Below are 23,172 nucleotides of genomic sequence, written 5' to 3' on the forward strand. Positions count from 1 at the left end.
CGGGTCGGGGCGGGAAGGTCAAGGGCGAGCATGGCGACGGGGTAACGTGGCCGGGTGCAGGACGTGACGGCCGCCTTGTGCAGATGTGGTGCAGACGCGCGCGCCTAGGCGGGCAGGCCGAAGCCGCGCGCGACGCGGCGCTCCTCGCAGTCCGTCGCCTCCAGCCGCGCCGTCAGCGCCGCCAAGGCCGCATCGAGATCGTGGCCGCTGCCGCACAGAAAGATGTCGACCGCGGCATAGCCATGCTCGGGCCAGGTATGGATCGAGATATGCGACTCGGCGAGCAGCGCGACCCCGGTGACGCCATGGCCTTCGCCGAAATGGTGGAGGCGGACGTCGAGCAACGTCGCCTGCGCCGCCGCGACCGCCTCGCGCAGCGCCGCTTCGACGCGGTCGCCGTCATCCAGCCCGGTGCAGCCCGTCAGGTCGGCAAGGAGATGGGTGCCGGTATACACGCCGTCAGCCTAGACGAGCGTCGACGTATAGGCGACGCCCAGCGTCGTCATTGCGTCCTCTGCGGCGCGCGTACCGCGGTAATGCGCCTCCTCGAACAGCGACAGGCCGCTGAGGTCCGAATGCGCGAAGAACAGTGGCGGCTGCGGTGCGGCGGCGGCCTCGCGCGCGCCGCTCCAGAAGAAGCCCGGGGCGGGGCGGACCATCGCGTGCCCCCAGCGCCAGATGTCGATCCGCCGAATCGCGCCGTCGAGGTCCGGGTTGGTCTGGAGCAGGTCGTCGCGCACGATCCGCTGCCAATGCGCGAGCGGTCGAGCCAGCAGCTCGCGGCGGGCGGCGGCGGGCGGCATCGTCGACAGCGGCATGTACCAGGTCAGCACGGTCGAGCCGGGGGTCGGGTCAAGCGACTGATGGGTCGCGACGACGTAGCCCAGGCTGTCGCTGGTCCAGCTGACATTGTCCCAGGCGAGGGCGGCGCCCGGCCCGGCGGGCGGGCGGTCTACCGTGACGTTGGCGACGAGCCAGGGGGCGTAGTCGAACCCCGCCTCCGCCCTCGCCGCAGCGCCGCGGCCGAGCAGGCGCCTGGTCACGAAATGTGGCGTCGCCAGGATCGCGGCGTCGGCCAGGGTGCGGATCACGGTGCCATCGGCGGCGAGGCTGTCGACCGCGACGTCGTCTCCATACGGCGCGACACGAAACGCCAGCCGGTCCGGCGCGATATGGTCGCGCAGCCGTGCCGCCATGCGCCCGGCGAGATGGCCGTTGCCCTCCGGCCAGGTCAGCACCGCGTCGCCCGCGACGTTGGCCGCTTCGCCGCGCCTGCCCGCCCAGTAATGGATGCCCGCCCAGGCGCTGACGTGCTGCGGCTCGGTGCCGTAATCGTCGCGCATCGAATAGCGGACGTGCGCGTGGAGCACCGGCGAGCGCCAGCCCTGTGCGTGCAGCCAGCCGGTGAAGGACAGCCGGTCGAGCGCGAGCAGGTCGGGGTCGCGGCTCGATCCCTCCATCGGCAGCGCGAAGGCGGGGCGGCCGTCGCGGCCGATGCGGTGGCGGAACGCCTCGGTGGCGGCGAAGAAGGCGTGGAGGTCGGCTTGATCGGCGGCGGTAAGGCCGACCGCCGGCACCAGCCCGTCGCGCCAGCGGCCGAGATGGAGCAGCCGCTCGTCGGGGTCGGCGACAACCTGATAGGGATCGAAGACAGGCTTGCCGTCGTCCCAGCCGGTGACGATGCCGAGCCGTTCGAGGAGGCGCAGCACGCCCGTCGCCTCGGGGTTGGGGATGGGGAGGTAATGCGCGCCGAGCGGATAGGCGCTGATCGCGTTGCGTCCGGCGCGCGCGTTGCCGCCGGCGCGGTCCTCGAGTTCGAGCAGGGTGAAGGGCACGTTCGCGTCGGCGAGCGCCCAGCCCGCGGCAAGCCCCGCGATGCCGCCGCCGACGATCGCGACACGGGTGCGCCCGGTGCGGGTGGGGGCGGGGAAGCCGTCGCCGCGGAGCCGGTGCCCGCTGACGAAGTTTGCGCCGGAGAGGGTGCCGGGGATAGCGTCCTCGCCGTGGCCGAGCGCCAGTACACCGGCACTCGCGGCGGCGGCTACCGTCCCCCCGGCGATCACGGTGCGGCGATCGGGCGTCATCCCTCGTACTTTGCCCATTCCGCCTCGAACTGACGCACCAGGCTCTGATTGTCCAAGCGATTCACCGGCGTCGGCACGCGCGCCATGTCGGGCGGAAAGAAGAAGGCGAGGCGGTCGGCGACCGGGGTCAGGAAATGCAGCCCGGCGGGCAGCGGACGCGGGGCGGGGAGCGTGCCGTGGCTGGCGAGCACGAATCCCCATTCGCCGAAGCTGGGCACGTAGACGTGATAGCCGTGCGTCTGCAGCCCCGCCGCCTCCAGCGTCGTCGACACCGTCCAGTAGGCGCGCGGCGCGACCAGCGGCGAGGTGCTCTGGATGCTCGCCACGGCGCCGGGGCCGAGCGCACGGGCGAGCTCGTGGTAGAAGCTGACGGTGTATAGCTTGCCGATCGAGAAGTTGCTCGGGTCGGGGAAGTCGACCAGCGCGGCGTCGAACTGCCGCCGGTTTGCGCGCAGCCAGCGGAACGCGTCGGTGTTGACGACCCTAACGCGAGGATCGGTGAACGACCGGTGGTTGAGCCGCGCTAGCAGCCCGGAGCGGGTGAACAGCGCGGTCATCGCCGGATCGAGGTCGACCAGGGTCACCGACCGCACGCCCGGATATTTCAGCACCTCGCGCACCGCCAGCCCGTCACCGCCGCCGAGCACGAGCACGTCGCGCAAGCGTGCCACGCGGCTGAGCGGCACGTGGACCAGCGCCTCGTGGTAGCGATATTCGTCGCGCGACGAGAATTGGAGGTTGCCGTTCAGGTACAACCTCAGGTCGTCGGCGCGCTTGGTGATGACGATCCGCTGATACGGCGTCTGCTGGGCGAAGATGACGGGATCGCCATAGGCGGCGACCTCAGCGGTGCGCTCGATCCGTTCGGAGAGCACGAAGCCGACCAGCAATGCGGCGATCACGACGACCGCGCCCGTCAGCTCCGCGCGCAGCCGCTTCCCCGGCAGCATCGCGATCAGCGCCACCGCCACCCCGGCATTGGCGAGCCCGAACAGAAAGCCGGTGCGGATCAGCCCCAGATGCGGCACCAGCAGCAGCGGGAAGAGCAGGCTGGCGGCGAGCGCGCCGATATAGTCGAAGGTCAGCACCTTCGAGACCAGATCGCCGAACTCCAGCCGGTCCTTGAGGATGCGCATGAGGAGCGGAATCTCCAGCCCGACCAGCGCGCCGATCGCGAGCACCAGCCCGTATAGCGGCAGGCGGAAATCCTCGACCCGGTCGAACAAGAGGAACAGCAGCGCGGTCGACCCGCCGCCGATCGCCGCGATCAGCACCTCCACCCGGACGAAGACGGCGGTCTCGTTGGTGCGGACATAGCGCGAGCACCAGGAGCCCGCGCCCATCGCGAACAGATACGCGCCGATGATCGTGGAAAACTGCGTGACGCTGTCGCCGAGCAGGTAGGAGGCTAGCGTGCCGGCGAGCAGCTCGTAGATCAGCCCGCAGGTGGCGACGACGAAGGCGCTGGCGAGGAGCGCCCAGCCGGTGCGGGAGGCCTGAACTCCTCCCCGGGACGGGGAGGTGGCGCGCGCGTCAGCGCGTGACGGAGGGGGGCCGGCCGCAAGCGGATCGCCCGGTGTCGGGCCCCCTCCACCACTCGCTTCGCGAGCGGTCCCCCTCCCCGTGCCGGGGAGGATTTGATTACCCATGTATGGCCGACGAAATAATCAGCGCCAGCCCGATCGCGACCGCGCCCGCCAGGATCGCTACCGCCTGATTGCCGCGGCACACCTCGCCCCACAGATCGACCGGCGTCGCCTTGTCCCACAGCCAGAAGCCGGCGACGAAGATGACCAGGCCGATGCCGGTATAGACCAGCGTGGCGAGCAGGACGGCGGTGGTGAGCATGGCAATCTCCCTATTTATGATGCGGGCCGCCGCCGCCCGAGCGGCCGCCGTAGAAAAAGGCACCGCCGCGATTGCCGCCATCGGCGAAGGGCGAATAGCCGTTGCGCGCCGACATGAAATAGAGCGCGGCCACGCCCATGCAGAACAGCGCGAAGAGGAGACCCGAGCGGCTCATCAGTCGTCATCGTCCCCGCTTGAATCATCGCCGCCGCCCGTGACGGGCGCCATGCGGCGCTTCTCGAACCCCTTGTGCCGTCCCCAGGCGATCAGCGGCCAGATGACGATCGCCAGCACCGCGAGAAAGAACGGCCCGGCAAACCCGCCGCCGCGGTCGACAGTGACCGATACCGGCACGCTGCCGCCGAAGCCGGCGCCGTCCGATGACGAGCCGAAGATGCCGGTTGCGCCGTTCTGTGCGTGGGGGTCGGTCCAGCGGTGCGCGGCCGACTCGACCACCAGGTCATAGGTGCCCGCCGGGATCGCGGCGAGGCCGGTCTCCGGGCCGCTATTGCCCTCGTTCCACGCGCCGTCGCTGTCGGTGCCGTGATAGGATTCGGCAAGGCCATAGGCGTCGTAGCTTTGCTGCGTCTGCCGGTTGACCAGCGAGTAATCGAGGTCAACCCACATATTGTCGAGGTTGCCCGCGCGGCCGGTGATCTGGACCTTCTCGTGTGGCGCGGTGACGGTGATCGGGCCCAGCACGGTGCTGTGCGTCGCCTCGTCGAGCGGCACCGTCAGGTCGCGCGCAAAGACGCGGGTCGACAGCCCGGTGCCGATCGCGATCACGATGCAGGCCGCCAGCGCGAGCGCCGCGATCATCATCGCGTCGCGCATCGCAGTGCGGTAGGGCGAAGGCTCGTGCGGGGCGGGGGTGCCGCTGTAGCTCGCCGCGCGCGGCGTCAGGCCGAACGCGCGCTCGGCGACGCCCCAGCCTTGCATGTCGAGCGCGGTCCAGGTGCGTTCGTTGCCCGACTCCTCACAGACCAGCATGACGCCGTCGCGGACGTAATCGGTCTCCCCGACCAGATCACCGACTGCGACGCGCCAGTAGAACTCGCCGACGACGAAGGTGGTGCGCACCGGATAGGTGGTGCCGAACCGGTTGAAGCTCTTGCCGTCCAGGGTCAGCCCGCCCCAGCGGTCGCCGGGCAGCACCGTCAGCAGCCGCCCAAGGCTGAAGCGGCGGCCGTCGTCGACCAGGAAGGCATAGCCCTCATAGGGGTTGAAGAGCAGGTATTCGCTCCAGAACACCTCGTCGTCGGTGCGCTCCTGATAGCCGACCACCTCCCAGGCGAGGCCGGCCAGCTGACCGCGGGTCCCGAGCGGGATCAGCGGGCGCTGCATCGCCGCCTGCGCCGCGACGACCAGGCGCAGCTCCGGGGTGGTGGCGTCGAGCGTCGAGCCGCAATGTTCGCAGATCAGCGACACCGTCGCCCCTGCCGCCCGCAACGCGATCGTCCCGCCGCAATTGGGGCAGTTGAGCGCGCGGACGGTACCGGGACGGGTAGCCATGCGTCAGGCGGCGAACCGCGGCATCGGCCAGCCGTCGAACTCGCGCAGGCCGGTCGCGCCGATCTCGGCCAGCGTCACGTAACGGCCGGTATAGGCGGAGAGCTGGCCCGCCTCGGTCTGGAGCGATGCGGTACGGCCGTCTGGGCGCTGCAGGTCGACGCTGACCGCCGTGGTTCCGATCGGGACGGGGTAGGGCAGTTCGCCCTCTGCGCCGACGCAGCCGACCTGCTCGACATCGGCGACGGTGAAATCGAAGTCGCCCAGCTTTGCGGGCATTCCCGGCGTGACCGGCTGGCCGTTCCACATCGCCAGCACCGCGTCGCCGCTGCAATCGGATATGCCGATTTCCTCCAAGAGCATCCAGCGGCCGGACGCCTCGCTCAGCCAGCCGTAGCGGCCGTCGCCGTAGAGCGCGCACCATTCGTTCCACGCGCCGTCGCGATAGGCCCAGCGGACGCGGCCGACGATCTCGAACGGGCGGGGGCCGTCATGGCCGCGGACGCCGAGCTGGAGCGGGCTGACGTCGTCGGGCACCGTCGCGGCCTTGCCAGCGTTCTCCAGCTGGTCGCCGCGGCGGACGATGGTGGAATGGCAATAGTCGCACACCTTCGCCGCCAGATTGGCCGAGCGGAACTGAAGCGGCGCGCCGCAATTCGGGCAGTTGGTCGACAGCATCGCGGCGTCAGCCCATGCGCGCCAGCCACGAAGCCTTTTTCGCGTCGAACTCGGCCTGGGTCAGCGCGCCCATCTGCAGCAGCTTGTGGAGCTTCTCGATCTGCTCGAACGCATCGTCGGAGGAGATCGGCCCGGCTGGCGCTGCGGCCGGTGGCGCGCTGGCCAGCGCGGACGCTTGGGTGGGTTGGGCAAAGGCGCTGCCCAGCGTGGCGGCCATATTCTGCCCGATCGCCAGCCCCGCGCCGACACCCGCGACCCCGCCGCTCGCCGCCGCCGCCTCGTCGATCGAGTCTGCGGCCTGGAAACGGGCATATTGGTTGAGGTCGCCGACCATCCGCATCTGGCTGCCCTTGTCGAGATACTCCTGCACATTCTCGGGCAGCGAGACGCTTTCGACATAGAAGCTGGTGCACTTCAGCCCCCATTGCGCGAAGGCGGGGGCGACCGCGGCCATCAGCCGTTCGGACATCGCCGCCTGATCGGCGGCGATGTCGAGAAACGCGGTATCCCCCTTGCCCAGCGCGGCGGCGATGGCCGTGGTGATAACGCTCTTCAGCTGCGGCTCGACATCGGCGACGCTCAGATGCTCCAGTGTCCCCATCAGCTTGCCGGCGAAGGTGGGCACGTCGTCGATCCGGAAGCCATAGGAGCCGAAGGCGCGGATGCGGATCGCGCCGAACTCCTTGTCGCGCACCGTGATCGGCTGCGGCGTGCCCCATTTCAGCCCGGTATGCTCGCGCGTCGTGAAGAAATAGACGTCGGCCTTGTAGGGCGAGCGGAAGCCCGTCTCCCAATGCCGTAGCGAGGTGAGCATCGGCAGATTTGCCGTGTCGAGCGTATGGAGCCCGGGCTGGAATGCGTCGGCGACGCGGCCCTCGTCATAGAACAGCGCGATCTGACCGTCGCGGACGGTGAGCTGCGCGCCGTTCTGGATCTCCCGGTCGGCGATCGGATAGCGCAGCGCCAGGTCGCCCGGCTGCTCCGTCCAGTCGATGACGTCGACCAGCTGCTTTGAAATGAAACCAAACAAGCTCATCGTGCGGCCCCCCTCGGAACAAGCTTTCCGCCCGGTCTTACGGCATCCCCGCGGCCGGGGGAAGGCGTCGCCGCCCGATTTGACGGAAGCGCGAAGTCGCTGGATTGACATGACAATGTCATGACGGATGGATGTATCCGGTGATTGGTCGATGCGTCCGGACGATTTGACTATGCGAAGCGTAAGGCGGTAGCAGCGTGGGGTCATGCCGCGAGTCCGGCGCGGCGGGGGATTGTCGGTCCGTTCGACGGGACAGCGCTCGACGGGCGCTGCGCGCGGATCGGCATTGTGGGGGAATATGCATGGGCAGCCAGCGGCGCCTCGGGATCGCGACGACGACGGTGTCGGGGCTGGCGCTGGCCTTCGCCTGGCCGGCGGTGGCTGGTGCGCAGACCGTGACCCCGCAGGGGAACCCGCTGCCGAGCCGCGAAGAGGTGACCCCGCCGGCTCCGACGACCGCGCCGCCGGCGACCGCGAGCGTCGATTCGCGCGCGGCGCTGGTCCAGTCGAGCTGCCCGTTCGAGACCTCGCCGATCCGGCTCACGCTTAACCGGGTCAGCTTCACCCGCCCCGACGGCAGCCCGCTGCAGGCGCCGGTCGCGCGCACGCTGGCGGGGGTGGCCGCGCCGGGCGGGGACCAGCCGATCCGCGTCATCTGCGATCTGCGCGATGCGGCGAACGAGGCGCTGCGGCGCGACGGCTGGGTCGCCTCCGTCCAGATCCCGGCGCAGAGCATCGAGACCGGCGAGCTGAAGTTCCAGGTGGTGACCGCGCGGATCACCGAAATCCGCGTCCGCGGCACCCCGGGCCCGTACCGCGCAGCGCTGGAGGGGCGGCTCGACCAGCTGCGTTCGCTCGACCCGCTGAACGAGCACGACGCCGAACGCGCGCTGTTGCTGGCGGGCGACGTGCCGGGGCTGGACGTGCAGCTGGCGCTGCGGCCGGCGGGTACGCAGCCGGGCGACGTGATCGGCGACCTGCTGATCACCTATCGGCCCTATGCGCTGATCGGCAATGCGCAGAACTTCAACAGTAAGGCGCTGGGGCGTGAGACGGTTTATGTCCGCGGCGAGCTGTACGGGCTGACCGGGCTGCAGGATGTCGCCTATGTCGGGGCGTCGGCGACGACCCAGTTTTCCGAACAGAAGATCGTCCAGGCGGGCTATACCTTCGGACTGGGGCTGGAGAACATCTCGTTCGGGCCGCGGATCATCTATGCGTGGTCGAGGCCCGATCTGGCGGCGCTGGACCTCGATACGCGCACGCTGATCACCGGTTTCGACCTGTCGGCGCCGCTCAGACGGTCGCTGGGCTCCAACCTGCGCATCGGCGCCGGCTTCGACTTCGTCAACCAGACCACCTCGGTGGCAACCGGCGGATCGGCGGCGACGCCGCTCAACCGCGACCGGCTGCGGATCGTCTTCGCCCGGCTGAGCGGCGACCTTACGGGGCGGCGCGGCGACGGCTCGATCGCCTATTCGCTGCGCGGCGGACTGGAGGCGCGCAAAGGGCTGAACATCTTCAGCGCGACGCCGATCGGCAGCGTCAGCGGCACCGGCGCGATCCCGAGCCGCGTCGACGGCAACAGCCGCGCGACGGTGGTGCGGCTCGACCTCGACGGCGAAGCGGCGCTGAGCCGGATCTTCTCGGTCGCGGGCGCGGTGCGGGCGCAATATGCCAACGATCCGCTGCTCAATTACGAGGAGTTCAGCCTCGGCAACCTGACGATCGGGCGCGGCTATGATCCGGGCTCGAACAGCGGTGACCGGGCGGTGGGGGTGCGCGGCGAGCTGATCGCGCACCTCCCGCTCAACTCCACCCGGTTCGATACGCAGGTGTTCGGCTTTTACGACAGCGTCTGGCTGACCAACCTGGATCGCAACTCGACGGAGGTCGACCGGCACCTGCGCTCGTTCGGCGGGGGGCTGCGGGCCATTTTCGCCAATCAGGTGTCGGTCGAAGCGATGTATGCCCATCCACAGGATCGGGCGCTGACCATCGACAAGACGCGTCCGCCCAATCGTTTCCTGATCTCCATCACCGCCCGCTTCGACCCCCGCGCGCGATGACGACGAACATGTTCGGGCAGAATCTTCGGCCAGTATCTTCGGGAGAGTATCGATGACCCGCACCGCCGCCATCCGCCCGAACCGCCGGTCCGCCGGCCGAACGCCCGGCCTGTCCGTGCGCCGCCGGCTGGCGCTCAGCAGCGCGCTTGGGGTCAGCCTGGGCGTCCTGGCCGCGCCCGCGGCAGCGCAGACCAGCAACTATGGCAGCTTCGGGTCGATCAACGACTTCAACGCCGACGTGACCACCAACACCACGACACAGGTGCTGGGCGTCAACGTCACGCCCGATGCGCCGACGATCGTGCGGACGGCGCCCTCGGGCGGCCCGACCCCGACGCCCGAAACGCTCAACGTCAATCTGTTCGCACGCAACACCGTCATCAACTGGGCGCAGTTCAACGTTCCCGCGAACACCGTCGCCAACTACAATAACGGCGACGGCAACGCGGTGGCGAGCCGGGCGGTGCTCAACCAGGTCGCCGGCGGCACCACGACGCTGGGCGGGACGGTCAATGCGGCGTCGAACATCCAGGTCTGGGTGGTCAACGGCAACGGCATCATGATCGGCGCCAACGCCAACATCAACACCGGCGCGCTGGTGCTGAGCTCGCTCGGGCTGGACGCGGCGAATGTCGAGACCTTCCGGACAACGGCGATCGGCGGGGCCTATGCGCTGCGCTACGTCACTACCGCCGCCGACCCGAACAATCCTGCGCTGGCGAACGGGATCACCGGCGGCGGCGCGGCCGCGCAGATCAACACGACCAGCGGCGTGCTGGCGCTGATCGCCCCCAGCATCAACGTCACCGCGCAGTTCCGGCCCGGCGCCAGCGACGCGGGCAATGACGCGAACGGCTCCGTCTCGTTCGTGATCGCCAACGACGTTTCGGTAAGCACGACGCCGGGCGGTCCGCTTTCGATCACGATCAATTCGGGCACGCCGGTGGCGGGCAACGCGATCAGCGGCGCGATCGTGGCCGACAAGGTCTATGCGTTGATCAACCCGCAGGCGGCGGTCGACGCGCTGCTCGACATGAGCGGCGCGACGGTCACCAACGCCGGGCTGACCCCCGCCGGGGTGGTGGTGCTGGGCACGGCGCAGAGTTTCAGTGCGACGGGCGTCGCGCTGGACCCGGGCGCGAACACGACCGGATCGACCTCCTTCACCATCGGCCCGGTCAACCTGCGCACTCCGGTCGGCGCGACGACACCGGGCGCCGTCGGCTCGTTGCAGGTGAGCGGACGGTCCGGCGCCACGGGCGGGGGCAACATCACCGCCGGCGCCGTTACCGTGGGCGACGCGCTGACGCTCACCACCAACCTGGGCACGACGCCGGCCGCGGGCGCGGTGGCGGTGACGGGCGCGATCGACGCCGGTTCGCTGTCGCTTGCCGGGTTCAATGTTTCGCTCGGCAACGGCGCGGCGGTCGTGGCCGATACGGTGCTGACCGACATCGGCCTCAACGCCGCCGGCGGTGTCGTCTCGATCGGCGGCGGCGTGACGCTGACCGGCGACACGGCCGGTCAGGCGAGCCGCGTCTTCCAGGTCGGTGGCGACGGCACGGCCGGTCTGGCGCTGACCGGCAGCACGCTGATCGCAAACCCCGCCGCCACGGCGGGGATCCAGTTCGCGACGGCGGCCGACGGCAGCGGCTTTCAGCTCGGCAATGTGCAGGCGGCGATCGTCAGCGGCAAGATCGGGGCGGCGGCGGCGACGCCGGGCGCGATCAGCCGCACCGGTGCGATCACCACCGGCAACCTCGCGCTGTCGGGCGCGAACGCGATCAGCACCAGCTTGACGCTCGGCACCGGCGCGGTCGCGACCGGCGGCAACCTGACGCTGCGCGGCGACGCAGGCGCGACGATCGGCGGCACGCTGAGCAACCTCGCCGCCGGGACCGGCGCGATCACCGTCACGGCGGCAACCGGCGCGGCCGCGGTCAGTCTTCAGGACAGCACGCTCACCGGCGGGCTGATTGTTCAGGCGGGCACCGGCGGCGCGACGTTCACCAGCCTGGCCGGCAGCGGCGGCAAGAACCTGACGTCGGGCGGCGGCATCACCGGCACCGCGATCGACGGCGGCAGCGTCGCCCTGCGCGGCAGCGCCGGGTCGGCGATCGCCGTCGCCAGCGGCATCGGCGTGACGACCGCGGTGACGTCGCTCGGCATCGACGACGGCTCGACGGCGACGATCGGTACGGGCCTGACGGGCACGCACCTGCGGGTCGCGGGCACCTTCACCGCGGGCGCGCTGGTCGCGCCGGGCGGACTGACCATCAACGGCGACGCGCTGTTCAGCGCCGCGTCGCTCACGGTGGGCGGTCCGGTGGCGTTCAACGGCAGCGTCAACAGCACGGGCACGGCGGGCGCATTAACCGTCGCCGCGGGCGCGAACACGGTAACGCTGGCGGGCCCGGTGGGCACGACGGCGGCGTTCGACAGCTTCGCCAGCAACGGCGCGGGCAACGTCGCGCTCAACGGCGGCGCGCTGCGAACCGTCAACGGCCAGACCTATACCGGTCCGCTGGTGCTCGGCACCGACACGATCCTCACCGGCACGACTGCCCTGTTCACCGGCGGCGTCACCGGCAATACGCACGACCTGACGCTCAATTTATCGGCGGCGACGACACTCGACGGCGCCACCATCGGTGGCGTCAGGAACCTTGCCACCGATGCGGGCGGCGGCACGACGCTGAACGGCGTCGTCGCGACATCGGGCACGCAGGCCTATGGCGACAACGTCACGCTGGGCGGCGCCGTCGCGGTCAACAGCAGCGGCACGGGCGCCAACGGCAACATCAGCTTTGCGGGCACGGTCAACGGCGCGCAGACGCTGATGTCGACGACGGCTGGCAGCATCACCTTCAACGGCGCGGTCGGCGGCGGCACGGCGCTGACCTCGGTCGACACCGGCGGCGCGGCCGGCGGGTCCGCGCTCAACGCCGACGTCACCACCACCGGGCTGCAGCGATACAGCGCGGTGACAACCGGCGGCGCCGGTCCGGCCGTGACGTTGACCTCGACCGGCGGCGGGGCGATCACGCTTGCGGGCACGGCCACTGGCGCGGTGGCGCTGACCGTCAACACCGGTGGTGTGACCAGCTTCAACGGTGCGGTGACGGGACTGCCGGCGCTGACCACCGATGCGGGCGGCGGGACGACGCTCAACACGGGCGTCGTCACCACAAGCGGTGCGCAGACCTTTGGCGACACGCTGACGCTGACGACCGCCACGGTGCTGAGCGGGACGGTCGCGACCTTTACCACCGGCGTCGCCGGCGCCGGCAACAGCCTGACGCTCAACACATCGGGCGCGCAGCAGCTGGGCGCCACCGTCACCGGCGTCGGCGCGCTGACCACGGACGCGGCGGGCACGCTGCAGCTGACAGGCAATCTCACCACGACCGGTGCACAGACCTACAATGATCCGGTCACGCTCGGCGCGACGGTGACGCTCGACGCCGGGGCGAGCCTGATCAGGTTCGCCAACACGGTGGCGAGCACCAACGAAGCGCAGGGGCTGATCACCAACTCGCCGACCGAGTTCGACGGCAATGCCGGGGGCGCTGCGGGCGGCGGCGTGCGGCTGCTGTCGCTGCAGACCGGCGGCGCCACGACGATCGGCGGCGGCATGCCGGTGACGATCCGCACCGTCAATGATCAGAGCTATGGAGCGCTGACGCTGAACCAGTCGGCGACGCTGATCGGGCGCGGGCTGACGCAGACCACGGTCGACGGCACCGGCGCACACCGCAACCTGACGCTGACCTTCACGGCGGCGACATCGCTGCCCGCGGGCGCGGTCGCCAATGTCGGCGACTTCCTCGTCAACGGGGCGGGACCGCTTTCGCTGAACGGCGGCACGGTCGCGACCACGGGGACGCAGACCTATCTGACGCCGGTCAGGCTGCTCGCGACGACGCAGCTGCTGAGTACGGGCGCGGGAACGGCGGGCGACATCGCCTTTGGCGACACGCTGGACGGCCCGGGCGCGCTGATCGTGGCGACGCCCGGCACGCTGACGCTGAGCGGCGCGGCCGGCGGCACGACTCCGCTCGACCGGATCGATGCGACGGGCGCTGCCGTCACGCAGATCAAGACGACGGCCGTCACGACCAACCTCGGCCAATCCTACGGCGCGACCACGCTCAACGGCGCGGGCGACGTGACGCTGACCTCCGTGGGCGGCGGCCTGGTCGCCCTGGGAACGCTCAGCGGACCACGCGGCCTCACCGTGAACACCGCCGGCACGACCCAGATCACCGGCACCGGCGCCGCCGCACCCAACTTCATCACGACCGATGCGGGCGGCACGACGCGGTTGTCGAACGCGATCACGACCACAGGCAGCCAGACCTATGGCGATGCGGTCGTGCTCGACGCCAACACGGTGTTGACCGGCGTCAACGGCAGCTTCGCGGGCGCGATCGGTGGCAACGGCTTCGATTTGACGCTCAATTTCTCCGGCCTCACCGTCCTCAACGCGGGCAGTTTCACCGGCGTCCGGAACTTCGCGAGCGGCGGCGGCGGCACGACGAGCCTTACCGGCACGATCAACGTCACCGGCAGCCAGACCTATACCGACGATGTCGTCCTGACCGGCAATACGGTCGTGCAGAGCAACGGCGGCGCCGGCGCCGGGGCGATCAGCTTCGCCAAGGTCGATGCGACGACAGCCGGAGGCCAGTCGCTGCGCATCTCGACCACCGGCCCGACCATCCTGGGCGGCGCGGTCGGCGGGGGCACGCCGCCGGGCGGCGCAGCGATCGTGGGGACGCCGCTGGCGTCGCTGACCGTCGACAATGCGGTGGCGATCAACGGCGGCGTGGTGACGACGGCCGGCGCGCAGAGCTATGACGACATGACGCTTGGCGCGGACACGAAACTGCGGACGACCGCCGCGGCGGTGACGGTGACAGGCAACGTCAACGGTACACGCACGCTGTCGGTGCAGACCGGCGCCACAACCCCCTATGCGGGATCGTTCACCGTCTCCGGCCGGATCGGCAACACCGCGCCGCTGACCGCGCTGGCGCTGCGCACCGGGAACTTCGCGACCGGCGGACCGAATGCGATCGGCACCATCGCCGCCGATGTCGGTGTCGCGATCGCGCAGACGCTGACCCAGGCGCTGACGGTCGGCACCGTCGACGGGCTGAGCGGGATCACGACGCCGGGGTCGGCGTCGCTGACCGTCAACGGCGGCGCATTGACCCTCAACCAGGCGGTCACCGGCGCCGGGGTGGCGTTGACCGGCAACGGCATCACCCAGGCGGCGGCTGCGCCCGTCAACGGCGGCGCGGGCGTGCTGCTGCTCAACGGCGGCGGCGGCGCGGTGACGCTGAACGGCACGCTGACCACCACCAACGGCTCGGCGGCCGCGGTCCAGCTTCTCAATGCGGGCAGCGTTCAGCTCGGCACCGTCAACACCGGTGCGGGGGCGACGCTGGTGCTCGGCACCACGGCTAACCCGATCACCGGCGCGGTGACGCAGACCGCGGGGTCGGTCGTGACCGCGAACATGCTGGCCGGCGCAACGGGCGGCGCGGTGACGCTGGGCAACGCCAACAACATCGCCACACTCGGCGTGCTGACGGCGGGCGGGCTGACGCTGCACACCGCGACCGGGCTCACCGTGACAGGGCCGGTCACTACCGGCGCCGGCGCGCTGACGCTGCAGGCCGATGGCGGCGGCATCGTCTTGCAAGGTGCGGTGACCGGAGGGGCGGTCAGCCTCGTCGGCAACGGCGCGCTCGCCCAGACGGGGGGCGTCCTGACCGCGGCGACGCTGACCGGGTCCGCGACCGGCGGCGTCACGCTGGCGCAGACCAATCAGATCGCCAGCCTCGGAGCCTTCACGCTGACCGGTGGAGGCGCCAATTTCCAGCTCGTCGACGGCCAGGCGCTGAGCGTGACGCAGAATCTGACGGTGCCAGGGGCGCTGACGCTCACGGCGCCGGGGATCACCTTCACCGGCGCCACGCTGACCGCTACCGGCGGTGCGGCGACGCTGACCGCCGGGTCTGGCGCGCTGACCGGCGGGACGATCTTGGCCGGCACCACGGTGGCCGGCAGCGGCAGCGCGGTGACGCTGACCGCGGCGACGGCGGGCGGGGCGCTCGCCCTGACCGCGAACGCCGGCGGCCTGTCGCTCGGTACGGGCAACGCGGCGAGTGTGGCGCTGACCTCTACCGGCGACCAGACGCTGGGCGCGATCACCAGCACCGGCGCGCTCGGGGTCGGTGCGGGCGGCGCAATCATCGCCACCTCGCTCAGCGGCAGCGCGATCAGCGTGATCGGCGGCGCGGCGGCGGTCGGCACGGCGAACTCGGGATCGACCCTGCTGATCCGCGGCACGGCGGGGGCGGTGTCGCTGGGCACCGGCAGCGCGCCGGGAACGGCGACGCTGGACGCGCAAGGCACCAACAGCGCGCTGACGATCGGCACCTCGCTGACCAGCGGCGGCAACGCCACGACAACCGCGACCGGGGCGACCACGATCGCCGCGATCACGTCGATGGGCGCCGCGATCAGCGTTACCGGCGGCAGCGTCAACGTGACCGGCATGGCGAAGGCGCAGACCACGCTGGATGTGACAAGCACGGCCGGGGCGCTGGCGATCGGCACCGGTGTCACCACGACCGGCGCGCTGACGCTCAAATCGGCGGGGACGCTTGCGGCGACGACGCTTACCGCGGGCGGCAGCAGCGCCGCGACCGTGACCGCGGCCGGCGCGGCGACGCTCGGCCAGACGACAGCGGGCGCGGGCGTGACGGTGACCGCGGCCGGGATCACCGCGGGGCAGACGATCGCGGGCCAGTCGGTCGCCAATGCCGCGCTGACGCTGACCAGCACCGGTAACATCGCGCTGTCGGGGAACTCGTCGGCCAGCGGCAACGCGACGTTCGATGCGGGCGGCAGCGCAGCGCTGGGCCAAGTGATCGCGGGCACCGGCGCGACGATCTCGATCCGGGCGCTGGACGCGGCGATCACCGGCACGCAGCGCGCCGCGACGGTGGTGTTCACCGACCGCTCCCCCGCGACCACCACGCTGCGGCTCGGCAACGGCACGGCCGCGAACGGCTTTCAGCTGTCACAGGCGGAAGTGAACTTCGTCGACGCCAACCAGCTGACCTTCGACGCGGGAACCGGCGCGATCGAACTCGGCACGCTCGCGTTCAACGCGGCGGCGGGCAGGACGCGGGTCGACATGCTGGCGACGGGTCGCATCGACGTGACGGGCGGCGTCTCGGGATCGGGCAGCGGGCGGACCTTCCGCCTGGGCGGTACGCTGGCGACGACAACCGACAAGGCGAGCGTAATCCGTGTCGTCGCCACGCCCGATGCGGGCGGCGTCGCGTCGACGACCAACACCGGCGGTCGGCTGCTGTTCGATACTGCGGACCTCGACCTGCGCGGCGGCCGGATCGGCGTCGGTCAGGCGGCGGGCTTCCTCGATCCGATCGGCTTCGCCGGCGGCGCGACGCCGTTGTCGGCCTCCGCGGTCGCGTCGAACTATGTCGGCAATCCCAATTCGTCGCTCTACAATTCGACCTTCGGCGGTGCGGCCTACCTCACGGATTCGGTGCTGGTGTCGGCGCGCAGCCTGACGGTTCGCTACACCGACTATGCGCTGTTCCAGAATGCGGGCGTGCCCGGGGCCAATACGGGGGCAGCGCTGGGCTCGGCGGCGTCGCCCGCCGTGCCCGCGCTGGTGGTGCAGGGGCCGGGGACCGGTACGACCAGCGCGTTCGCGATCTTCGGATCGATCAACGGCATCACCGGTACCGGGGCTGCGGTCACCGGCTCTTCGTTCGTACAGGTCAGCGGGGTCGACCTCGCCAATACGCGCATCAACGGCTGTCTGGCCGGGTCGGGTGCGGGCTGCCTCACGGCGGTGGTGAGCCAGCCGCTGCTGAATGTCTTCGACGCCAGCCGCCTCAACGTCTTCCACACCGCCGACGACCTGGCGCTGCCGTTCGATCCGGTGGTCGGCACCAACAATGAGGCGCTGTTCTCCGGCTTCGGGCTGATCGATGGGCCGGTGACCGACACGCAGTGTCCGAACGACACGACCCAGCCGAACTGCGTGCAGAACAGGGAGCAGCATCAGTGAGCACAGCGCTTGGACGTTTTGCCGGGGTCGCGTCGGTCGCCGCTCTGGCTGTCGCCATGACGGCATGCGCGGGGCCACAGGCGCTGCGCGGTCAGCCCGACAGCTTCAACCTGGGGCGCAATGCGGCGGGCGAACCGTGCACGGCGACGCGCAACTGGCGCGACCCGGCGATGCTGGACTCGTTCGATCAGAGCTGGTCGATCGGCTGCCGCAACGTCGCCGCCAGCCGGTCGCTCGGTTCCGTCCGGCTGCTGCACGTCGGTGAAAGCCATGACAGCATCAGCCGCACGCTGAACTGCGGCGATGCGCGCGCGGTGCAGATCGCGAACGTGGGCGCGGTGCAGGCGCGGCGCTGTTACGACAGCCTGCTCGCCACGCCTTCGGTGTCGTTCGAGACCGCAGTGGGCAACCGCTTCGTGATCGTCTCCGCAGCGGAAAGCGTACTCGGTCCGGCGGAGGAGGCGGTGCGGCTGATCGTCGGGCACGAGCGTGCCTCGACCGACAACGGCCGGACCGTGACGCCCGCAATCCAGCTCGCCGCGCTGGGCGCCGCGCCCGCCGGCACCGACGCGCACGGCGCGGCCGCGTTCGACTCGGCGGTGGCACTGAGCGACGGGATTAACCTCAACCACAAGGGGCTGTACGTACAGGCCTCGCGCGTGCTCAACGACGCTTTGAGCCGCCTGCCCGCCAGCGCCTCGCCCGCGACCCGCGCCGAGCTGTTGCTCGAGGCGGGGCTGGCCGACTCGAACATCCGCTTCAGCGACTCCGCCGCCGAACACTTCACTGAAGCCGACACCCTCCTCGCCGCCGCCGGCGCCGGCCCGCGAATCACGTTTCTCGGCCGCAAGCGCGATGCGTACCGCGCGCTCGATCTGCTCAATCAGCGCAAGTTCCGCGAGGCGCTAGCGGCGCTCGACCGGCTGGTGTCGGCGCCTGCGCCGGTCGGCCAGCCCCTGGAGGATGCGGCCACGGTCCGGTTGCTCAACCAGCCCGGCCGCTCGGGCGCCGATGTGTCGAGCTCGATCGCGGTGCCGGAGACGGCGGCGTTGCAGCAGCTGGTGCTCGACGGGCAGGCGAGCTGGGCGCGTTCGGTGGCGCTGCTGGCGCTGGGGGACGAGACGGGCGCGCAGGCGGCGCTGGACCGGGCGACGGCGGCCTATCGCCCGCTGGTCAGCGAGCGCATCGACCCGACGCTGATCCAGTGGCTCGGCGCCCACATCAACCGCCAGGAAGGACGGCTCGAAGCAAGGCGTCACCAATATCCGGCTGCGATCGCCAGCTTTGACCGGGCGCTGGCGCAGCTGCGGCAGGGCGCGCTCAACACGGCGGGCACCGGCACGGAGCCGACCATCGCCGAAACCGCGCTGGAGCGGGCGGGGATCATCGCCGATGCGGGCGGCGACCCCCAGCAGATCCGGCGCGAATATGATGCGGCGATCGATCTGCTGATCGATGCGAACGAGGTTGGCGGGGCAACGTCGCTGCCGAACGGCGTCGCGCGCTATCTCGATCTGCTGATCGCAGATGCCGGGCGGACGCACTCGCCCGACACCTATGAACGGTTCTTCCGCGCGGTGCAGGCGGTCGGGGAGCCTGCGGTCGCGCGGCAGCTCACCCAGCTGCAGTCGGTGGTGACCGCCGACCCGGCTATCGGGGTCAAGGTGCGCGACCGCGCCGAGCTCGAACGCGAGATCACCAAGCTTCGCTATGACATCTCCGCGGCGGCGCAGGCGGGCCAGGCGACGACGGCGATGGAGCAGCAGCGCGCCACCGCCGAGGCAAGGCTGTATCAGCTGGACGCCGAGCTGGGCGCATCGGCCCGCTACCGTGCGATCGACGACCGCCCGGCGACGATCGCCGAGCTCCGTCAAGCGCTGCGGCCGGGGGAGGGGTTCTTCAAGCTCGTCGAGCTGAACAGCCGCGCCTACGGCATGTATGTCAGTTCCGACCGGACCTTCATCTATCCCATCGTCGCGCCGAAAACGGTTTTGGACGGCCTCGCCACCCGCGTGCGTGCGTCGATCGACGGGCGTTTGGACCAAGGCCAGATGGTGCCGTTCGCGGTGCCCGACGCCTATACGCTGTTCGCGCTGATTACCGGTCCGGCGACAGACGCAATGCTGCACGCCAGTGCGCTGGTGGTCGATCCTGCCGGGCCGCTCCAGAATCTGCCCGCCGGCGTTCTCGTCACCGACCGCGCCAGCGTGGATCGCTACGCCGCCAGCAAGACCGCCGCCCCATTCGACTTCAGCCATGTCGGCTTCTTGGCGGGCAAACTGCCGATCTCGACCGCCCTGTCGCCGCGCTCGTTCCTGGTCGCGCGCGCCTTGCCGCCTTCGACTGCACGACAGGCGTTCCTCGGGCTGGGCGAGCATCAGCCCGCGCCGACGCCGACCGGCGACGACGCGACGCGGCAGGTGTCGGTCGGCTTCGGCTGCACCGTCAACTTCTCGACGCTGGCCGATCTGTCGCATCAGCTGCGCCCGATCGCGCGCGAGGAGCTGGTGCTCGCCTCGGCGGCGCTGGGGGTGCCCGACGCGCCGGAGGTGACGGGCGCCGCGTTCAGCGACACGGCGGTCGAGAACCGCACCGACCTCGCCGATTTCGAGGTGCTCCACTTTGCCACCCACGGGCTGGAGGAAGGGGTGTGGGGGTGCAACAAGTCGCCGCCCGCGCTGGTCACGTCGTTCGGCGACGCCAACTCGGACGGGCTGTTGAGCTTCGACGAGATCGCGCGGCTGCGGCTCGACGCGAACCTGGTCGTGCTGTCCGCCTGCGACACCGCGTCGGGCGTGCGCGACGAGGCGCTGGCGCGGCGATCGGGGCAGGAGGAGGCCGGATCGACGCTGGAAGGACTGGTCCGCGCCTTTCTGACCGCCAACAGCCGCGCGGTGCTGGCGACCTTCTGGCCGGTGTCGGCGGGACAGGAGACCGACCAGTTCATCCAGCGCTTCTATTCGGTCGCGCGGCAACAGAGCATCGGCGGTTCGCTGCAGACCGCGCAGGAAACGCTGATGCACAATCCGGAATTCTCGCATCCCTTCTACTGGGGGCCGTATTTCGTCGTCGGTGACTCGACCAAGATGATGCTGTCCAACGTTCATACCGCGACGCCCGGGTCCACGGCCGCACCCGCGGCGGGGGGAACGGGGACGGCGACGCGCTGACGGCCCGTCGGTCCTTGGTCGCGGGGTGCTTGCGTCGGCGGCGCGTGGGAGTGAGGATGGCGGGGTGCTGAAGATCCATCCCGACACGCTGGCGGCGTTGGAGGCTGATGCGGCGCGGCGCCAGCCGGCGCAGTTCGGCCAATGGTGGGCGCAGAACGGCCTCCCGCCGGGAGACCTGGAGGCGCGGCGGCAGCATGCGGCGCAGGAGGCGGCGCAGCTGGGGATCGAGGACGACGAGGACCGGCGTATCTCGCTCTACGCCGCCGCCTTCGCGTTGATGCCCGAGATGGACGGCATCCAGTTCCTGCAGGTCAGCGACATCCTGTTCCTCGACGAGCCGGCCGCGGCCCGGCTGGAGCGCATCCGTGGCGTTGCCGCACGCGGACCAACCGCGGCATGAGCACGGCAGCCTGATGGCGGGCGCGGTCCAGCCCTGCACCTGCCAGGACCTGCTGGCGGAGGAAGCCAAGCTCAAGCGGCTGCGTGCGGACGGCGCGGCGGCGGCGGCGGCCTACAAGCCGCCCGGCGACCCGGACGGTGTGCCTCCCGGCTATACCGAAGCGACGCCCGAGCAACTGCGCGAGATGAACCTCAATCCGGCGATGCTAGAGCATCCCAGGGACGGTAACGGCAAGCCGACCGATTTTCGCGCGCGCGTGTTCGTCAACTCCACCACGGGTGAGCGTATCGTCGCGTTCAAGGGCACGGAATCCGGTGCCGATTGGGGCCAGAATCTGCGTCAGGGCGCGGGTATGGACAGCTTCTACTACAAGCAGGCGCAGCGGATCGGCGGCTCGATCGCCGCCTCGCCCCAGGCCGCGAACACGCATTTCACGGGCCACTCGCTCGGCGGCGGCCTGGCGACAGCGGCGTCGCGCAACAGCGGGCTGCCGGCGGCGACCTTCAACGCCGCGTCGCTCAACAAGGGCACGGTGCCGCAGCCGAACACCAACGGCCGGATCGACGCCGTGAACGTGCGCGGCGATCCGCTGACCGCCGCGAACGAGGGGCTGATCGGCACAACGCCGGGTACCGAGGTGTATAAGCTCGATCCGCCGGATTATCTCGGACAGGATGTCGCGAAGAAATACCCCTGGTACGACCTGAAGAACCGCGCGATCGCCTTCAAGAACCGGCAGCTGGCGCTGCACGGCATGGGCACGGCGAACGACGCAATGGCGAAGCGCGCGGGGCAGGTCGATCAGGCGATCAAGGACAACAAATGCCGCTGAGGCGCTGGCTTTGGCCGGTGGCGGCGATGACGATGGTGGGGTGCATGGGCGACGGTAATAGAAATGACGGGGATCGGCATCAGGCGATGAACGCGATGGTTGCGGTCGAACAGGGTGACCCCGCCGCCGCGCGCGAGGCGGCGGTCGCCCGTCGCGGGCTGGAGCAGCGCGACGAGAGCGGTGCGACGCCGTTCCTGAAGGCGATCGCGACCGGCCAATATGTCATCGCCGAAATCCTGGCCGACCATGGCGCCGATCCTTGGGCGGCGGACGAGTTCGGGCTGACCGCGATGCACTACATCCGCACCAACCCGTTCCCGCCCGGCACGGCGGAGGGCGACGCCAAGGTCCGGGTCAGGGACAAGCTGCGCGCGATCGGCTTCCCCGATCCGCCGCCACCGCAGGGCGACGTCCGCCATCTGATCGAGACGCGGCGCTGGCCGCCGCAGCGCAGGAGCCACTGACATGGCCGGATTGCCAGCCGCCCGCCTGGGCGACATGCACGTTTGCCCGATGGTGACGCCCGGCGTGCCGCCGATTCCGCATGTCGGCGGACCGATCCTGCCGCCCTGCGCGGTGACGGTGCTGACCGGCGGCATGCCCCAGGCGCGGATGGGTGACATGGCGCTGTGCGTCGGGCCGCCTGACGTCATCGTCATGGGCGCGTTCACCGTGCTCGTCGTTGGTCAGCCCGCCGCGCGGCTGACCGACATGTGCGCGCATGGCGGCGCCATCGTCATGGGCCTGCCAACCGTCCTGATCGGCGACAGTGGCGGGGGCGGCGGCGGCGGCGGCGGTGGCGGCGCTGGGGCGGGGATGGGCTCCGGCCCAGGCGAGGTCGGGACGATGCTCAATGCAGCCTCGGCGTACAGCGTCCCCGCCCAGCAGGCGGCGGTGTACAAGGACGCGGCGAAGACCGGCGCGGCGTTCTGCGCGCGCTGTCCGTGAGCGGCTGGTTCGCGGTGATCGACACGGCGCAGGACGAGCGTCTCCACCCACTGGTGGAGCAATGCGCCGATCGCGTCTGCCTGCTGTCGGGCGATCTCGCGCCCGTGCTTGCGGCGGCGTCGCCCTGGCTGGTCACGATCGACGAACGCGAGCCGTTGATCGGCCGGTGGCAGGAGCATGGCGCCGGCCAGAATTGGGGCGTACTGATCGAAACGACCCTGTCGCTCGATGGCCTGCGCAAACATCTGCGCCGCTTCCTGCAGGTGATGTTGCCGGACGGGACGCAGGCGCTGTTCCGCTTCTTCGACCCGCGCGTGTTTCGCATCTATCTGCCCGCCGCGCCGCCCGAGCAGCAGCGGCAGTGGTTCGAGGAGGTGCGGCAGTTCTCGGTCGAGGGCGAGGACGGCGCGCAGCACAGCTTTCGCTGGCGCGGTGAGCGGCTGTTCGACGGCGACCGGCCCGCGGTCGCGGCCTGAGGT

The 23,172-nt window shown here is 70.6% G+C and carries 16 protein-coding genes; 8 read left to right on the forward strand and 8 right to left on the reverse strand.

The genetic code is table 11. The features are described from left to right. Positions 1–104 precede the first annotated feature (104 nt). The 8 genes from speD to ACP2AD_RS08095 are packed head-to-tail and all read right to left on the reverse strand — an operon-like array spanning position 105 to position 7,155. On the reverse strand, positions 105–455 hold the full coding sequence (gene speD / locus ACP2AD_RS08060) for an adenosylmethionine decarboxylase (RefSeq protein WP_425229558.1): 351 nt from the start codon (positions 453–455) through the stop codon (positions 105–107). A 9-nt stretch (positions 456–464) separates the two neighbouring features. Next, a complete protein-coding gene (locus tag ACP2AD_RS08065; protein ID WP_425229559.1) occupies positions 465–2,084 on the reverse strand; it encodes an FAD-dependent oxidoreductase in 1,620 nt (539 codons plus the stop codon). Then, the gene (locus ACP2AD_RS08070; protein WP_425229560.1) at positions 2,081–3,733 is read right to left on the reverse strand and encodes a polyamine aminopropyltransferase; all 1,653 of its coding nucleotides are present in this window, start codon (positions 3,731–3,733) and stop codon (positions 2,081–2,083) included. Before ACP2AD_RS08070 ends, ACP2AD_RS08065 begins: the two co-directional genes overlap by 4 nt. Next, positions 3,726–3,932 carry a DUF350 domain-containing protein gene (locus ACP2AD_RS08075; RefSeq protein WP_425229561.1) on the reverse strand — a complete coding sequence of 69 codons (207 nt, stop codon included), beginning with the start codon at positions 3,930–3,932 and terminating at the stop codon, positions 3,726–3,728. The genes ACP2AD_RS08070 and ACP2AD_RS08075 overlap by 8 nt, the downstream gene beginning before the upstream one ends. Positions 3,933–3,942: 10 nt before the next feature. Continuing rightward, entirely contained in the window at positions 3,943–4,107 is a 165-nt protein-coding gene (locus tag ACP2AD_RS08080) for a hypothetical protein (protein ID WP_425229562.1), read from the reverse strand. Next, on the reverse strand, positions 4,107–5,444 hold the full coding sequence (locus ACP2AD_RS08085) for a DUF4178 domain-containing protein (protein WP_425229563.1): 1,338 nt from the start codon (positions 5,442–5,444) through the stop codon (positions 4,107–4,109). The genes ACP2AD_RS08080 and ACP2AD_RS08085 overlap by 1 nt, the downstream gene beginning before the upstream one ends. Positions 5,445–5,447: 3 nt before the next feature. Further along, entirely contained in the window at positions 5,448–6,119 is a 672-nt protein-coding gene (locus ACP2AD_RS08090; protein ID WP_425229564.1) for a DUF4178 domain-containing protein, read from the reverse strand. 7 nt (positions 6,120–6,126) lie between these two features. Next, a complete protein-coding gene (locus ACP2AD_RS08095) occupies positions 6,127–7,155 on the reverse strand; it encodes an SPFH domain-containing protein (protein ID WP_425229565.1) in 1,029 nt (342 codons plus the stop codon). 302 nt (positions 7,156–7,457) lie between these two features. Here ACP2AD_RS08095 and ACP2AD_RS08100 point away from each other — a divergent pair, with 302 nt between their 5' ends. From ACP2AD_RS08100 to ACP2AD_RS08135, 8 genes are all read left to right on the forward strand, one after another. Then, positions 7,458–9,224, forward strand: a complete 1,767-nt coding sequence (locus ACP2AD_RS08100; RefSeq protein WP_425229566.1) for a ShlB/FhaC/HecB family hemolysin secretion/activation protein — start codon at positions 7,458–7,460, stop codon at positions 9,222–9,224. Between the two features lie 52 nt (positions 9,225–9,276). Continuing rightward, positions 9,277–17,343 (forward strand): filamentous hemagglutinin N-terminal domain-containing protein, encoded by an 8,067-nt coding sequence (locus ACP2AD_RS08105; RefSeq protein WP_425229567.1) that lies wholly within the window; start codon positions 9,277–9,279, stop codon positions 17,341–17,343. Beyond that, positions 17,340–20,513, forward strand: a complete 3,174-nt coding sequence (locus ACP2AD_RS08110) for a CHAT domain-containing protein (protein WP_425229568.1) — start codon at positions 17,340–17,342, stop codon at positions 20,511–20,513. The genes ACP2AD_RS08105 and ACP2AD_RS08110 overlap by 4 nt, the downstream gene beginning before the upstream one ends. Positions 20,514–20,577: 64 nt before the next feature. Continuing rightward, positions 20,578–20,913, forward strand: coding sequence for a hypothetical protein (locus ACP2AD_RS08115; protein ID WP_425229569.1), 336 nt, complete (start codon positions 20,578–20,580; stop codon positions 20,911–20,913). Between the two features lie 13 nt (positions 20,914–20,926). Next, the gene (locus ACP2AD_RS08120) at positions 20,927–21,745 is read left to right on the forward strand and encodes a hypothetical protein (RefSeq protein ID WP_425229570.1); all 819 of its coding nucleotides are present in this window, start codon (positions 20,927–20,929) and stop codon (positions 21,743–21,745) included. Next, positions 21,736–22,209, forward strand: a complete 474-nt coding sequence (locus ACP2AD_RS08125) for a hypothetical protein (protein ID WP_425229571.1) — start codon at positions 21,736–21,738, stop codon at positions 22,207–22,209. The genes ACP2AD_RS08120 and ACP2AD_RS08125 overlap by 10 nt, the downstream gene beginning before the upstream one ends. A 1-nt stretch (position 22,210) precedes the next feature. Next, positions 22,211–22,693 (forward strand): PAAR domain-containing protein, encoded by a 483-nt coding sequence (locus ACP2AD_RS08130; protein WP_425229572.1) that lies wholly within the window; start codon positions 22,211–22,213, stop codon positions 22,691–22,693. Further along, a complete protein-coding gene (locus tag ACP2AD_RS08135) occupies positions 22,690–23,169 on the forward strand; it encodes a DUF4123 domain-containing protein (RefSeq protein WP_425229573.1) in 480 nt (159 codons plus the stop codon). Before ACP2AD_RS08130 ends, ACP2AD_RS08135 begins: the two co-directional genes overlap by 4 nt. The last annotated feature ends 3 nt before the right edge of the window (positions 23,170–23,172 follow it).

It is taken from the genome of Sphingomonas sp. (genome assembly GCF_965248875.1).
GTDB lineage: Bacteria > Pseudomonadota > Alphaproteobacteria > Sphingomonadales > Sphingomonadaceae > Sphingomonas.